This window comes from Eggerthia catenaformis OT 569 = DSM 20559 (assembly GCF_000340375.1).
Classification (GTDB): domain Bacteria; phylum Bacillota_I; class Bacilli_A; order Erysipelotrichales; family Coprobacillaceae; genus Eggerthia; species Eggerthia catenaformis.
This window is the reverse complement of the sequence record NZ_KB446647.1, coordinates 179,882-193,978: the sequence shown is the minus strand read 5'-3', so window position 1 is coordinate 193,978 and position 14,097 is coordinate 179,882. Positions and strand designations below refer to the sequence as shown.

The following is a 14,097-nucleotide window of genomic DNA, read 5'->3' as shown; positions in this document are numbered from 1 at the left end:
CCTAAAGAAAACTCCGGGAAAATCGGAGTCTAAATGTTATATTTCTTTTGCCAAAAGCCCTTTGATTTCACTCTTTAAATCGTCTATCGTGTACCTTTTCATTTCATTTTCCATTGCAAGTTGTATAGCTTTTAATTTATCATCCAATAAAGCATGAATATTCCGTCCTACAGGACACTTGGGATTAGGATTGGTATGGAAATTAAAAAGTTCTCCATTTTCAATCGGTTCTATTGCCTCATATACATCATAAAATGTTATCTCCTCCAAAGGTCTTGTGGGCATAATTCCTCCCGTACCTCTTGCTACTGTAATAAGACCTGCATTTTTAAGTTGTGTAAGAATTTTTCGAATGATAACAGGATTGGTATTGATGCTACCTGCAAGAAAATCGCTCGTAATTTTATAATCATCCTTGAATGTATCCACACAGGTAAAGATATGCAAGGCTACTGTAAATCTACTTGATATTTGCATAATAATTCCCTCCAGTTATCATTCTATATCCATTTTGTTGTAATATCAAGAGTTACATTAAAATTTTCCATTCTGATTTTGCCAAGTTGTCTCCTCTGCTATGGTTTCCATCACATCCCAATGCTCTGCAATCTTTCCGTTTTCAACACGAAACAAATCATAAAAAGATGTTTTTATTCCACCAAAAGTTCCCTCGCTAACCGCAAGCGCATAGTCTCCGTCAGCAAGTACAAAATGTGTCTTATTATATATCATCTGGATACCTTGCTTTGCCATTGCCTCAAGTGCAGCACCAAGTCCTGAAAGACCATCAGCAATTGCTGTGTTGTGCTGAATATAATTGTCTCCATTAAAGTATAAAGTAAGTTTATCGGGATTTTCTCCACGGAGAACATCTCCTACAAAATCAGCAGTAAGTTTTCTTCGCTGTCCGTCTGCTTACGCCGCCGAAACAGCGGCAACCGATTTCTCAGTTGCAAAAAGAATATGCCCGTCACAGGAGGAAGGAGTATATGGCAAGACATTCATTTATACAGATATCGAAACTACCAAATGTCAAGGGAAGAATATCCTATATCACAAGCCACACAAGACAGGAAAATCTCTATGCCACCTACCGCACCGCCGACAATGAATTTTGGAGTAACCTTGCAAAGGAAAGCCAGCAGGAATTTAAGCGAAACGGTACAGAGGGTAAATGTATTGAAGTAAGGGAATTGATTATCGCCCTGTCTGAAGTATATACAAGATACGAGCCGCAGGAAGTCCTTGAAGATTTTACGGAGGAGTTCCGCAGGCGGTATGGTGTGGAGTGCGTGTCAGCCCTCCACTACAACAAACGCAAGACAAACTATCATATCCACCTTATCTTCAGCGAAAGAAAACTGCTTCCTGAACCTGACATCAAGAGAGCCACACCAGCGTGTTCTATGATGAAACAGGCAAAAAAGTACGCACCAAGAAAGAAATCACAGGGGAGGACGGACAGATAAGAAAAGGCTGCATCGTCATAAAAAAGGGAGAAATTTATGAAAGCCACCTCTTTACCGTGAAAGATGATAAATTCAAAAGCGAACCTTTTCTTCAGGAGGTAAAGGAGATTTACACCGACCTTATCAATCGGCATATCTCCGATCCCAAACAGCAGTTAAAGGTCTTTGATAAGAACAGTGTTTATCTCCCTATAAAGAAAATCGGTAAGAACAATCCCAAAGCTGCCGAGATTAAAGCAGATAACGCCGCAAGGCAGGAACGGAACAGGACAGCGGATATGGTACTCATATCGAGTATTTCCGAAGCAAAGATTTGAGAGGTCAAGCAGACCGAACTACACGAAAAAGCAAGCCAATCTATCAAAAGTAAAGGCTGGCTGCCTAATCTGTTCCGTGGGATTGTGGCAAAAGCAAAAGATTTTCTGCAAAACCTTATTCGAGAAAAAGATATGCCACCCAAGCCTACACTTGATATTGATATGGCAGAGTTCCGCCATATGCGAAACCTGATGATAAAAGTACAGAATAAGGCAAAGAACGAAAAGCGTTAGAGGTAAAAATCAAAGAAACCGAAGCGGAGATTGCCGACAGGTTGGATAAAATCCCCGATACACTCAAAGAGGACGATTATCCAGATGTGCAGGTATTTATGCGAACTTTCCGAGAAATGGAAAGCGTTATAGAACAGTACAACCGTGACCTTGCCGAGTGGGAATATCAAGTAAGCAGGAAAACCGACAGCCGCCGCTAAAGAACAGCACAGACCGCCCGAAAAGCAGAGTGTGTTAAAACATCTGCGAGAGATACAGGAACGCAACAGGCAGAAATCGCCACAAAGACAGCGTAAGAAATCCATTGACAGAAATGGCCGATAGGCATTTAAAAACGCCGTTATGGTTTTACCCATAGCGGCGGCATACATAATCATTTACTGACTGCAAGCGGGATTTTCATATTCTGAACATTGATAATTGTTTCTTTTTTGCACTTCGGACAGTAGAGAGGAAAGTTTTTCATCTCAGTATTTTCTTGTATCATTGTTCGGGTTTTATTTCCGCAGACAGGAAAAAGTATCCATTGTGTTTTGCTCAAGCCTTTCCTCCTCCAAATCATTTTGCCTTTTGTTTTTTCAAAACTATTCCACATACAAATATCGCTGCAAAAAAGATAACAATTAAGTACCATAGATTTTCAAAGCAAAATCCATTATCCAACATCAATCGGTATCCCCAAGAAGCAGGGAACATGCGCCCTATGATTTCAAGAAAATCAGGCAGCAAGTCGATAGGAAACATAATTCCCGAAAGCATAATTGAGGGCAAGAACACTAATTGTGCTATCATTGTCAGTTTTGCCTGATTTTTTACCATCAATCCTAAAACACTTCCGATACTTAACGACACAATAATGTATATAGCAAGTGCAAGAAAGAAAAACGGAAGTTGTGTCGGTAAAGTTGCTTCAAATAAAACAGGGGCAAGCAGCACTATCACGATACAGGTAATCATCAAATGAACAAATGCAGAAAGGAACATTGTAACAAGTCCTAAATAGATAGGTACTCCGTTTGCTTTGTAAACCTTTTTTATGTCACTTCCATAAGTTTCAATCAACGATGGCGGTAATCCGATAAATGCCCCCATTGAAACGCTCATTACAATCATAGATTGTATCAGTGTACTTTCCATTTCGGGCATAACGGAAGTAAAAATACCGCCCATAAGAAGAAAGAAAATAAGCGGAACGATATAGCAGGTAACTAAGAGGGACTTACTTCGTATATCCAATTTCCACTGTAACGCTACACCATATAAAAAACCATTCATTCTGTTTCCCTCCTTGCTATTTCGATAAAATGTTGTTCCAGCGTGCCACGATCAACTTTAATATCCAATATATGAATTCCTTTTTGCTTCAAATCATTAAGCAAGGAAATCAAAGTATCTTCAATGTTATCTGTTTCAAAAGTGCTGTTTCCTTGTCTCGTTTTAATATGGATAAAATACTTTTCTCCAATCGTGTCTGTTAATTCTGAAGCTGTGCCACAAAAGGCAATATTTCCATTATTCAAAATTGCAATACGGTCACACAAGTTTTCCACTTCTGCCATATCGTGGCTTGCTAAAACAATCGTTTTTCCTTGTGACTTGAGTTTGTGAATTTGCTCGTGAAATGAAACCCTACCCTCAACATCAAGCCCCGCAGTCGGTTCATCAAGAAAAATAATATCTGGATTACCGATAAGTGCAAGAACAAGATGTAATCGTCTTTTTTGTCCTATGGATAGTTGGATATATTGTTTCTTCTCAATTTCTTTAATGCCAAGAGCGTTAAGCATAGTAAAATCAATCTTTGCTTTATTCCATTTTGAAAATAATCTTACAGCCTCCATCGGTTTGATATGAGCAGGTAAAGAAGACAATTGTAACTGTATACCCATTTTTCCGTTTACTGTAATTGTACCGCTATCATATTTTCTCAAGTCCTCAATACATTCAAGGGCTGTTGTTTTTCCAGCCCCATTTACACCGAGCAGAGCGAAAGTTTCTCCTTTTTCAATTTCAAAATCAAGTCCTTTGAGAACAATGTTACTGCCATAACTTTTCTTTAATCCATAAACTTGTATTGCACCATTCATCATTCCATCCCCTCAAACGGATTTTCTCCAAGTCTTGAAAAGTAAATTTGCAAAGCCGGCTCTAAATAGTCGTTTACAATTTTTTGTCTTTCTTCCCAAGCATTTGTAGCGGTATCAATATTGCCGATCTCCATCAATTTCGGCAGCATACTCATATCACCGTTTGTAAATTCCGTAATCAATCCCCAGTACTCCTTTACAATTCGTTGGCATTTCTCACTTTCAGGGGATACACCTGCCTTTTGCAGTTCTATAATTTCATCACTTAAACGATTAAATCTATCCATAAAATTCAAACCGCTTTTCTTATCAAACTGATTGCGGATATGATCGAGCGTATCATCATCAAACCTCTTAATGAGATAGTAAGAGTCGTTTTTCATTTGCAGATTGACAATAATATCTGCATATTTCTTGAAATTGACTGTCTGCATTTGTAACACTTCTTCTTTCAACTGTTCGATTGCTGCCAAAGAAGCAGTTAACTGTTCTATCTTTTCCCGTATACTATCTGCCTGTTCAGTAAGGACGTTTGCTACATCAGTCGGGGTTTTTAAAGAAATTAAACGGTGCTTTATATCATCTAAAGAGAAACCCAACGATTTCAAAGATATAATTTGATGAAGTATAACTAAGTCTTTATCTGCATAAAGTCTGCGTCCACCTTTGCTTTCTGCTGAAGGGGATAACAAACCCTCTTTATCATAATATTGCAATGTACGGACAGTAACCCCTATTTTCTTTGCAACCTCTCCAACTGTCATATAGCCCTTTGGTATTGCTCTATGTTTTGCCATAATCATCTACCTCCTACTGTAATGTATTATACATCATTACGCTGCGTCACAAACAAGACCTTTTTCAAAAAATTGCGGCAGAGATTTCTCCCTGCCGACTTTGGTTTATGCGTAAATAATTTCTACGTTGACGATTTCTCTTACCCTTGCTTGTATCTCATTCATTCTTCCAATCCATAACATCGGGGTTTCTGCTTTTAATTGTTCAGTCACGCCCTCCTTGTCAGCCATTTGTTCGATCAATCGAAACATCATTTCTGTTGCCTGTTCGTCAATGTCAGCAAGGTAACTGTCCAACTTGCCGCTTGTGAGAAGCGTGGTGTAAACCACCCGTTTATGTTCCTGTAAATAGCGTTTGTGTCGCTATCTCCATAAGCCGATAGGCTTGTGTTCTTTTTCGGTTGGTAAAGTAAGGCAAGGAATATAATAATCTCCTTGCAGTTCATACCAAAGACGATTGCTTTCATCAAAAATGTACTTGTCCATATAATAAATCCTCCGTTATAATATATTCGCACATATCTCACAGTTCTCTGATTGCCACACTCTGTTATATCTTGTTATGAGATTTTCTTGCCCTTGTTTTTGCCCTTATAAGCAATCAGGAAAAGAGTAAACTTGTGTGAAATCATATCGAAGACATTGCGATAAATCCTTTATTTTCAAGACTTTTGGAGGATTTTATTGATAACCCATGGGGAGCAATAATCTCTCATAATTTTATGGTTTTCAAATTCAGATTTATCTAGTTATCGTTTAATTCTCACTAGTCTAAAATAGACAAATATAGATCTAGTCTCTGATTTAAATATCTTGCAAACATATCTGCCATTGCTGATATATTATGTTTTACATAATATTCATCAAAGGCTTCATAATATTTCAAACGATCGGTAAACTTTATATCTATTGGCGGATAACCCGCTTTCATTAGCTCCAAGTTAACTAGTAATCTTCCGGTTCTTCCATTTCCATCAATAAAAGGATGAATGCCTTCAAATTCGATATGAAAACGGGCAAGCTTAGTCATAATATTTTCCTCGCTATTTTTATATTGTTCCAGTAGTTCTTCCATTTTAGGAATAATCAAATATGGTTGTACAGGTTCATGTGCTGCCCCCATAATTCGAACAGGAACTCTTCTATATATTCCTCTATCCTTTTTCTTATCAGCCAAGACCAAATAGTGGATATCCTTTATTACCTTTTCAGATATTTGGGCATTTTCACTAACAAGCTGTCTTACATAGTCAAAGGCTTCTTTATGTCCAATGACCTCCAGATGTTCCTTTAATGATTTTTGGCCAATAGTAAGACCTCTAAGAACCATGTCTGTTTCACGTAAAGTTAATGTATTACCTTCAATTGCATTTGAGTTATAGGTATATTCTGTTAGGAATTCTTCATTTAATCTTTCTAGTTCTCCTTCTGTTAAAGGTCTTCTTTTTTTAAGAATCTCCAGCTTATCTTCTAGGATTGGAATGAGTGATTCTTTAATTTTATATCTTCCATCAGTCGGCTTTATTGCATCATATGGTATTTTCCAAACTCTTCCTTCTTGATATACACCTGGAATCTTTCCTTCTGAACATAAAATCCTTACTCTTCTATCTGATATGCCCCATTTTTCAGCTGCTTGTTTCACTGTAATATACATAAATTATCCCTCCGATCCTCTGTACTATACCATTTTATCGGAATAATATCAACGAAATAGGAATAACATATATTAATTATCGGAATAATGATGTTTTATGGAATAATAAATTGTATCTGGAATAATATTAATTACCATAACGGAATGATAATATTTATATGAACAAAATTCCTCTTCTGTCATATACACTTTCTGTATTTTGATTACCGCATCTAATTACTCTATCAAGTGTATAATCATCGCAATAGCACCATCAATCTTTTCTGCGGACTTTTGTTTAACGTTCCCCCGCCGGATCAGTACAAATAAAAATATTATCCATATTCCATCTAAGTACAGGATGTCCGCCATTAGCAATTTTTTACTCTAATGTTAATTTTATAAGTTCCTTAGTTGGAGACAACATATCCTTAAATCCCTACCTAAATGATACTACTCCAGATAGCTGAAAGATTTTACAATTCTAAGATTATGTACTTTTGTTCATATTCTACTTATATAAATCTTTTTGAAAGCAATCAACTAAACAATCAAATTTTTCTTGATTTTTATATTTGATAAAATCCTCTATAGATTTAACTACATTTTGATTTCTGGTAATTAGTTTTAACTTAGGAATATTCATTTTTAAATCATTCAACGTATTTTCTTGCATAGTTTCAAGAAATTTCTTGTATGTCATACTTTTCCATACCTAATGAAAATTTTGCTTCTTTGGGATATAAAAATATCTGAGCAAAAATAATAATTGAATCATATATTTGTTTTTTCTCATCAAATATATATTTTTGTTTTTCTCTAATCGGATCCAAAAAAATAGTCGATACTATGACTGAAAAAAATGAAGAACTTAAAATACAAATTAGAATTTGTGCAATATCAATATTTTTCATAATTACCCTCAACACTATGTAATATGGATATTAGTAGCTTATATATTTAAAAAGTTTTAGAAAAGCTTTCTAAATAATTCACCTAAATTCAACAATTCCCTTTCAAACCTACTTTTTCTAACCTTTAGTATCAAAATAGTATCATTTGCTTTTTGTATCACCTAACCGCTAAAATGCAGCATTTTCATGGGTTTTGCAATAAAAACATATTTGTTGCTACTATTCCCACTCGATATGTCCATTGATGTCATTTTGTATAAATGGCGTAAAATCAATGTTTTTCTTATTAGATTTATCATTATCATCCATTTTATTTCTATTTATTAGATTTTTGCAAGCATATTGCAAGCAGGAAACTACAACTTATTCTTTAGCATTCATTTTTACCTCTGAAATCAAAATACCATTTTCATTATTTTTTAGCATTTCAGAAACCAAATTTTCAGAAAAAATTACGGTACTATTATCTATATCCGCCTCAAACATATCAGCATATTTTTCTTGCAACAATTTTGATAGAATACTGCTAATACCACAATTCAATAACGCAATTTTAGCTTTATCATCTGTTCCGTATTTTATTTTTAAATAAAGAGACTCTTCAATAAGTTCTAAAGAATATAGGATTTCTATATATTTTACTAGTTCATTATCTATAAAATCGTATTCTTCTTTCAATCTTACGATAGCTAAATTAACCTTTTCATATTCATCTTTTTCTGTAATGTCAGTCCAATACTCGTTATGTCCATCTCTGGTTTTATCCCCCCATTTACCAACATAAACAATTCTTGATTGCTCTTCTCTAAGCGTATTCCAATATCCAACCATCTTGTCTATCATTACTTTCATGGTAAATCCCATTATTCTCCAGTTAATTAGCATTTTATAAAAATTTTGTGCTTCATGTTCTCTCAAACGTTTTAAATTATTATACTCACCTTGATTATCATTAATTTTAGAAAAAAACAAATAATTTATTGTATTAAAAACTATATCCATGCTTTGAGCCTTGTTTATATTTTCTAGTTCCTTATCTATTTGTTCCTCTATCTCAAATATATCAAATATGTTAATATTGTTTTCAAAACATAACTGTCCAATTTTTGTTTTTGGCTTCCTAAAACTATTATCTGTAATATTATCACAGTGAGAAATATTCTCTAAAATTTCTTCAGCTTTTTTCGTTTTATTATTATCAATATCAGAATGAATTAACAATGGGTTTTTTATATCATCAGTAATTTTAGCATAATCTTTAACTAATATTTTTCTGCCTTTGACAAAACTTTCTACATTAAAATTTTTTCTACAATACTTTCCTTTAATAATATGAATTTCTGGTAACAAGTATTTTAAATCTCCACTGCTATTATTAAAAATCTCTCCAAATCTGCATACTCTCCCAACTAAATTTTTAAAAGAGGATGGTGACAAATAATTGTTGCCCCTGCAAGGATCTAATATAAACATCTTTGTTGCAGGAATATTAACACCTTCAAGTAATGTAGAATTAGCAATGAGCATTTTTATTTCTGGTATATTAACATATAAGTCCTCTATAAAATATCTTATTGGTTCCGGTATTGAACCATGATGATAAATAATTCCCCTCTCAATATAATCAGCTAATTTATAATCTTCATGTACATACTCACGCAAATCACTAGCAGCTTTACTAAGTTTAGCTATTTGCTTTTCAGGAAGTTTAGAAAACATTTCATAAGCAAAAATCTCAAGCTTCTTAGGACTATTTAAATATATAATATTTTTGTTATCACAATTAGCAATAACAATATCTGTATCATCTCCTAATGTGCCTACATTGAAATCAATCAACTTATCTTTCATTGCAGAGTATTGGTCTAATAAAAATTTCTTATTATTCTCTAAGTCATAAAAATAGAACATTTCCGACTTGACATTCTCCATAACACTATACCATTCAGCATCATTAGAAATATGTTTGATTCTTAAACTTTCTTCAGATTTTAAAAATGGAGTCAAATATTTACAAATAATGTTATCATTTCTTTTTTTACAAATAATAATGACTGATGCTAAAATCACACTTCGTGTTCTCTCATTTGAAAATTCATCTAATATATTATGAGCTTCATCAACAATTAATAAATCAAATTTTAAATCTGGATTACTCTGTAATAGTCTTAATAATCTTTCTTGAGTTAATACCGCTATTATTTCATCATCTTTATTATTATACATTTCTGGATATGTTATTATTTTCCTGTACCCAAATTGATTTATAATTCTTTTCTTTGTTTGTGCCAAAAGAGATTTAGTAGGAGAAATGATGCATATTTTTTTTAATTCAGTTTGATCAATAAATGATAATATCAATTCTGTTTTCCCATATGATGTCGGAGCCACAATAATCTGAGATTTTAATTTTAGTTCAATTGCTTTTTTAAATAATTTAAACTGCCCTATTGTTTGATATGAATTATTCCATTTAAATTCATCACTCACTATACTGTTTATATCAGTATATAGATTTCCATATTTCTCTAAATAGTTTAAGTTGTTTTCTATAAATTTAGATATAGGAATAAGTCCTTTATTTAAGCTTAATTCATACAATGGTTTATAGTCATCAGTTATTTTGCTATACAACAAAAACAATCTATATCCTAATTTCTGAAGATTTTTATCTTCCAATCCAATCAAAAAAATCCCTATAGATAATATTTTTTCTAGTTCTATATCAGATAACTCTACACCTATCTGTAACTTTTTATATAGTTCTGGAAATTCAGTATTATAAAGCTTTCTCAATGTTAATTTATTCACTTCAAACCTCCTTTACTAAGGTTACTAAAAAATCTATTATCGCTTGATATGTTTGTTTTTGTATTGCAATTAATTTCAATTTTGAAAATCTATTAGAGTTAAATATTGAATTATACAATTTTCCCAGTTCTATTGAATCTATTGTAGAATCAAATACGCAAAACACAGTACCACCTAAAATAACATTTTTATCGCTGCTTGAACATGAGTTGCCATTTTTATTAAGTATATTAACTATAGTATTTTTTTCACTGGTATCATCTAATGCACTCCTAACACTATTCACTGCATTTAACCATAATTGTGAATTATGCATATTCAGGCGTGTATCTAAATCTCTTTTAGCAGTATTGATTCTTTCGCATACCTTTTCAGTAGAAGTTTTTAGTTCACCTAATTCTCCCGCTTTTGATTCTATAATCCATAAATCTTTATTGGGATCAACAGCAATAATATCGAAACCCTTTTTTACGTTTCTTTCTTCTAAATTAAAAAATGGCGAAACTATTTTAATATCAGTAAATTCTCTAATCAGCACATTTAGCAATAACTCACCTATCACGCCTACTTTCCTATTTCTATTACTTGGAATTCTATGATTTACCAATTCTTTTACAGTTTCATCAAATGAATGATAATTGAGTCCTGAAACAAGGGCATATTCTCCATGACATATGCTCACTAACTCATCACTTTTTTCTTTCAACTATGCCGTCCATTCTCTTTCCTCTCGCCATTAAACTTTTTCACTGATTACCTTCTTCAGAAAATCCGGATTTATCAATAATTCCCTTTTCTCATCAACCACTATATCCCAACAAAAACTTCCACAATTTTTCTTATTTTTTCTAATACTGATTCCTTCTTCTTTTCTCTGGCTCCATGCCTACGTGATGTAGGCGGTATGATACGGTCTAACTCATCCCCCACATATTCTACATATCCCTTTCTTATAGCCCTTTCTATAAACCGTTTTGAGTCTTCTTTCAAGTTTTCTTCTTCAACTAAAGATATTATATTATTCTCCTTCTCTTTCTTTGCAAAACTATAGAATGACTCAAGAATATCATCAGTATTTTTCAGCTCAGACAATCTTGTGGTGTTTATAAAGTTCATAACCAATTCTTCTTTTGCCCTTGTACCAAGGCTTGATCTTATCACCCTTCGAACTTCTGCTTTTAAGCTTTCCACATCATCATTTTCTTTTGACTTTTCCAGTATCAAAGCCAAAATATAATCCAAATTTATTTCATCCGTTTTAAGTAAGTCAATCTGAAATTCAACATCAGAAAAATCAACTTGATCAGCTTCGGAATTTTCATTATGCTTTGAATTTACTATGCTTTCTCTGATATCAACATAGACACTTTTCATGTCCTGTATCTGCCTGTCTGATATAATTTTTTCGAAGTCTTCAAACTCATCAAAATTTTTCAAGATATTCTCGGCTTTCAACAGCTCGCCAAAAAGCTCTGCAAATTCTTTTTTATCCGCTTCTAATATAATTTCGGTCGGCTCTGGGAACTTAGATATTATTTCATTACAAATATCTGTGTAACCCTTAATAACCTTGCCCGTTTCTTCATCTTTGAAGCCATGAATATACTCTTCATAGCTCTTTTCCAAAATGATGTTTACACTGTTTTCATCTCCAAAGGTCTTGATTGCATCCTGCGTAGCTTTTTCCAAATCCCTAAAGCAAACAATATTGCCAAACGTTTTTACTTTGTTCAGTATACGGTTGGTTCTTGAAAAAGCCTGAATAAGACCATGATATCTCAGGTTTTTATCAACAAATAGTGTATTTAATGTAGGTGCATCAAAACCTGTCAAAAACATTCCTACTACAATAAGCAAGTCAACTTGTTTATCTTTCACTTTAAGTGATAAATCCTTATAATAATTTTGAAATTCATTACCATTGGTAGAAAAATTGGTTTTAAAGTAACTATTATAGTCAGTGATTACCTTATCCAAAAATTCTTTTGCTGTTGATTCCATGGCAGAAACATCAAAACCCTCTTCTGATATTTCTCCGATTGCTCTTTGCTCCTCATTGGCTGCAAAGCTGTAAATTGTAGCTATCTTCAATCTTTTTTCTTCAGGTAAACTGCTTTGTTGTCTTTCAAACTCTTCATAATATAATTTTGCAGCTTCAACACTTTGCACAGCAAACATAGCATTAAATCCATTATGTCTTCTATGCTTCAAATCATAAAACTCATTACGATGTGTTTTCGTATCAAAAACCTTGAGAATATGCTTTGTAATCTCAGTAATTCTTTCAGGATGGATCAGCATTTTATTTTCCAGTTTAGCTAATCTCTTTTCATCTTCCTCTTTCTCCGCAGTTTTGAATTTCGGTGTAATATTGTTATAATCTACCTTGAATTTCAAAACTTTGCCGTCACGAATAGCATCGGTTATAACATAACTGTGAAGCTGTGCTCCAAATATCCCTGATGTGGTATCTCCGCCAAGAGAATTTTCCGGAAAAATTGGAGTTCCCGTAAATCCGAATTGATAATATTTCTTAAATGACTTCCTTATATTTTTCTGTGCATCTCCAAACTGAGAGCGATGGCATTCATCAAATATAAGAACACAATGTTTATCATAAATTTCATGGGCAGGATTTTTCTTTACAAATTCATTTAATTTTTGAATCGTGGTAACTACAATACGATTATCATCTCTTTCAATACATCTTTTAAGTTCTTTTGTATTCTTACTTCCATTTACACTATCCGGCTGAAACCTTTGATATTCTTTCATTGTTTGGTAATCTAAGTCTTTTCTGTCTACCACAAAAAACACCTTATCAATAAAATCCAATGTTGTAGCAAGTCTTGCTGCTTTAAAAGAAGTGAGCGTCTTACCTGAACCTGTCGTATGCCAAATAAAACCTCCCGCTTCGGGTCTGCCAGCTTTTTTCGCCTCATAACTTGATTTTATCTTCCACAAAATTCGTTCAGTTGCTGCTATTTGATATGGGCGCATAATAAGCAGTGTGTTATTAACATCAAATACGCAATATTTTGTAAGTACTTCAAGAATGACACGCTTCTCAAAAAATGTCTTGGTGAAGTCCTCTAAGTCACAAATCACCTTGTTTTTAGCATCTGCCCATTCACAAGTAAACTCATAATTATTTTTATTCTGCGCTGTCGTATTTGCAAAATATCTAGTATAAGTTCCATTGGAGATTACAAATATCTGAACATATTTATACAATGAATTCTCGCTGTTAAAACTTTCCTTACTGTATCTATGAATTTGATTAAAGGCTTCATGCAAATTCACGCCTCTTTTTTTCAGTTCAATATGAACAAGTGGCAAGCCATTTACCAAAATTGTTACATCATAGCGATTTCGATTTTTTCCTTCGCCGACAATCTGATTGGTAACTTGCAAAAAATTATTATGAATATTTTTCTTGTCTATAATTTTAATATTTTTCAAATGCCCATCGTCAAATATGAAATCATGGATATGGTTTTCCTGTACTTTTCGTGTTTTTTCAATCATCCCATCATTTGGGACATCTAAATATTCGATTAAAAATCTGCTCCACTCTTCATCTGAAAAAGATATATTGTTTAGTTTTTCAATTTGAATTTTTAAATTTGCATATAATTCATCATTTGACTTTACTATAAGCCTCTCATACCCCTGAGAAGTCAAGTTTTCAATCATTTGTCTTTCCAGTTCAGCTTCACTTTGATATGCAGTTTCTCTAACTTGAAAGTCTTTTTCAAAATTAGCTAAAATGATTCCGCCCGTCATTTCGGCAATTGTAGATGTATTATATTTTGCTTTTTCTTCTGACATC

General features: G+C 33.3%; 13 protein-coding genes and 2 pseudogenes. 2 read left to right on the top strand and 13 right to left on the bottom strand.

Annotated elements, in window-relative coordinates; translation table 11 throughout:
* Nucleotides 1-36: 36 nt before the first annotated feature.
* Together HMPREF9943_RS03405 and HMPREF9943_RS03400 are read right to left on the bottom strand one after the other, a co-directional pair.
* A complete protein-coding gene (locus HMPREF9943_RS03405; RefSeq protein WP_004802051.1) occupies nucleotides 37-477 on the bottom strand; it encodes an Rrf2 family transcriptional regulator in 441 nt (146 codons plus the stop codon).
* 57 nt (nucleotides 478-534) lie between these two features.
* Nucleotides 535-858 (bottom strand): annotated as a pseudogene (locus tag HMPREF9943_RS03400) (nuclear transport factor 2 family protein); the annotation flags it as partial.
* A 131-nt stretch (nucleotides 859-989) separates the two neighbouring features.
* On the opposite strand from HMPREF9943_RS03400, the gene HMPREF9943_RS10240 reads away from it, so the two are divergent.
* Nucleotides 990-1,469, top strand: coding sequence for a MobA/MobL family protein (locus HMPREF9943_RS10240; RefSeq protein WP_004802046.1), 480 nt, complete (start codon nucleotides 990-992; stop codon nucleotides 1,467-1,469).
* The gene (locus HMPREF9943_RS10235; RefSeq protein ID WP_241431577.1) at nucleotides 1,400-1,786 is read left to right on the top strand and encodes a hypothetical protein; all 387 of its coding nucleotides are present in this window, start codon (nucleotides 1,400-1,402) and stop codon (nucleotides 1,784-1,786) included. The genes HMPREF9943_RS10240 and HMPREF9943_RS10235 overlap by 70 nt, the downstream gene beginning before the upstream one ends.
* Nucleotides 1,787-2,393: 607 nt before the next feature.
* Here the strand turns inward: HMPREF9943_RS10235 and HMPREF9943_RS03390 are convergent.
* The 11 genes and pseudogenes from HMPREF9943_RS03390 to HMPREF9943_RS03340 form a co-directional block, all read right to left on the bottom strand.
* A complete protein-coding gene (locus HMPREF9943_RS03390; protein WP_040402580.1) occupies nucleotides 2,394-2,582 on the bottom strand; it encodes a cysteine-rich KTR domain-containing protein in 189 nt (62 codons plus the stop codon).
* The gene (locus HMPREF9943_RS03385) at nucleotides 2,579-3,295 is read right to left on the bottom strand and encodes an ABC transporter permease (RefSeq protein ID WP_004802043.1); all 717 of its coding nucleotides are present in this window, start codon (nucleotides 3,293-3,295) and stop codon (nucleotides 2,579-2,581) included. The genes HMPREF9943_RS03390 and HMPREF9943_RS03385 overlap by 4 nt, the downstream gene beginning before the upstream one ends.
* Nucleotides 3,292-4,110: an ABC transporter ATP-binding protein gene (locus HMPREF9943_RS03380; protein ID WP_004802041.1), complete on the bottom strand. Its 819-nt coding sequence runs from the start codon at nucleotides 4,108-4,110 to the stop codon at nucleotides 3,292-3,294. The genes HMPREF9943_RS03385 and HMPREF9943_RS03380 overlap by 4 nt, the downstream gene beginning before the upstream one ends.
* Nucleotides 4,107-4,904: a MerR family transcriptional regulator gene (locus HMPREF9943_RS03375; RefSeq protein ID WP_004802038.1), complete on the bottom strand. Its 798-nt coding sequence runs from the start codon at nucleotides 4,902-4,904 to the stop codon at nucleotides 4,107-4,109. Before HMPREF9943_RS03375 ends, HMPREF9943_RS03380 begins: the two co-directional genes overlap by 4 nt.
* 105 nt (nucleotides 4,905-5,009) lie before the next feature.
* Nucleotides 5,010-5,255 (bottom strand): annotated as a pseudogene (locus tag HMPREF9943_RS10485) (TnpV protein); the annotation flags it as partial.
* 12 nt (nucleotides 5,256-5,267) lie between these two features.
* The gene (locus tag HMPREF9943_RS10480; protein ID WP_004802035.1) at nucleotides 5,268-5,390 is read right to left on the bottom strand and encodes a TnpV protein; all 123 of its coding nucleotides are present in this window, start codon (nucleotides 5,388-5,390) and stop codon (nucleotides 5,268-5,270) included.
* A gap of 280 nt (nucleotides 5,391-5,670) precedes the next feature.
* A complete protein-coding gene (locus HMPREF9943_RS03365; protein WP_004802033.1) occupies nucleotides 5,671-6,561 on the bottom strand; it encodes a Fic family protein in 891 nt (296 codons plus the stop codon).
* Between the two features lie 659 nt (nucleotides 6,562-7,220).
* On the bottom strand, nucleotides 7,221-7,454 hold the full coding sequence (locus HMPREF9943_RS03355; protein ID WP_004802029.1) for a hypothetical protein: 234 nt from the start codon (nucleotides 7,452-7,454) through the stop codon (nucleotides 7,221-7,223).
* A gap of 363 nt (nucleotides 7,455-7,817) precedes the next feature.
* On the bottom strand, nucleotides 7,818-10,265 hold the full coding sequence (locus HMPREF9943_RS03350) for a DEAD/DEAH box helicase (protein ID WP_004802026.1): 2,448 nt from the start codon (nucleotides 10,263-10,265) through the stop codon (nucleotides 7,818-7,820).
* A 1-nt stretch (nucleotide 10,266) separates the two neighbouring features.
* On the bottom strand, nucleotides 10,267-10,971 hold the full coding sequence (locus HMPREF9943_RS03345; protein WP_004802023.1) for a Hachiman antiphage defense system protein HamA: 705 nt from the start codon (nucleotides 10,969-10,971) through the stop codon (nucleotides 10,267-10,269).
* Between the two features lie 101 nt (nucleotides 10,972-11,072).
* The gene (locus HMPREF9943_RS03340; protein ID WP_004802020.1) at nucleotides 11,073-14,096 is read right to left on the bottom strand and encodes a type I restriction endonuclease subunit R; all 3,024 of its coding nucleotides are present in this window, start codon (nucleotides 14,094-14,096) and stop codon (nucleotides 11,073-11,075) included.
* Nucleotide 14,097: the final 1 nt, after the last annotated feature.

Coding starts and splice junctions, on each gene's coding strand:
- HMPREF9943_RS03390 (WP_040402580.1), bottom strand. CDS start 2,582: ATGATTTGGAGGAGGAAAGGCTTGAGCAAAACACAATGGATACTTTTT.
- HMPREF9943_RS10480 (WP_004802035.1), bottom strand. CDS start 5,390: ATGGACAAGTACATTTTTGATGAAAGCAATCGTCTTTGGTATGAACTG.
- HMPREF9943_RS10240 (WP_004802046.1), top strand. CDS start 990: ATGGCAAGACATTCATTTATACAGATATCGAAACTACCAAATGTCAAG.
- HMPREF9943_RS03385 (WP_004802043.1), bottom strand. CDS start 3,295: ATGAATGGTTTTTTATATGGTGTAGCGTTACAGTGGAAATTGGATATA.
- HMPREF9943_RS03365 (WP_004802033.1), bottom strand. CDS start 6,561: ATGTATATTACAGTGAAACAAGCAGCTGAAAAATGGGGCATATCAGAT.
- HMPREF9943_RS03340 (WP_004802020.1), bottom strand. CDS start 14,096: ATGTCAGAAGAAAAAGCAAAATATAATACATCTACAATTGCCGAAATG.
- HMPREF9943_RS03355 (WP_004802029.1), bottom strand. CDS start 7,454: ATGAAAAATATTGATATTGCACAAATTCTAATTTGTATTTTAAGTTCT.
- HMPREF9943_RS03405 (WP_004802051.1), bottom strand. CDS start 477: ATGCAAATATCAAGTAGATTTACAGTAGCCTTGCATATCTTTACCTGT.
- HMPREF9943_RS03380 (WP_004802041.1), bottom strand. CDS start 4,110: ATGATGAATGGTGCAATACAAGTTTATGGATTAAAGAAAAGTTATGGC.
- HMPREF9943_RS03375 (WP_004802038.1), bottom strand. CDS start 4,904: ATGGCAAAACATAGAGCAATACCAAAGGGCTATATGACAGTTGGAGAG.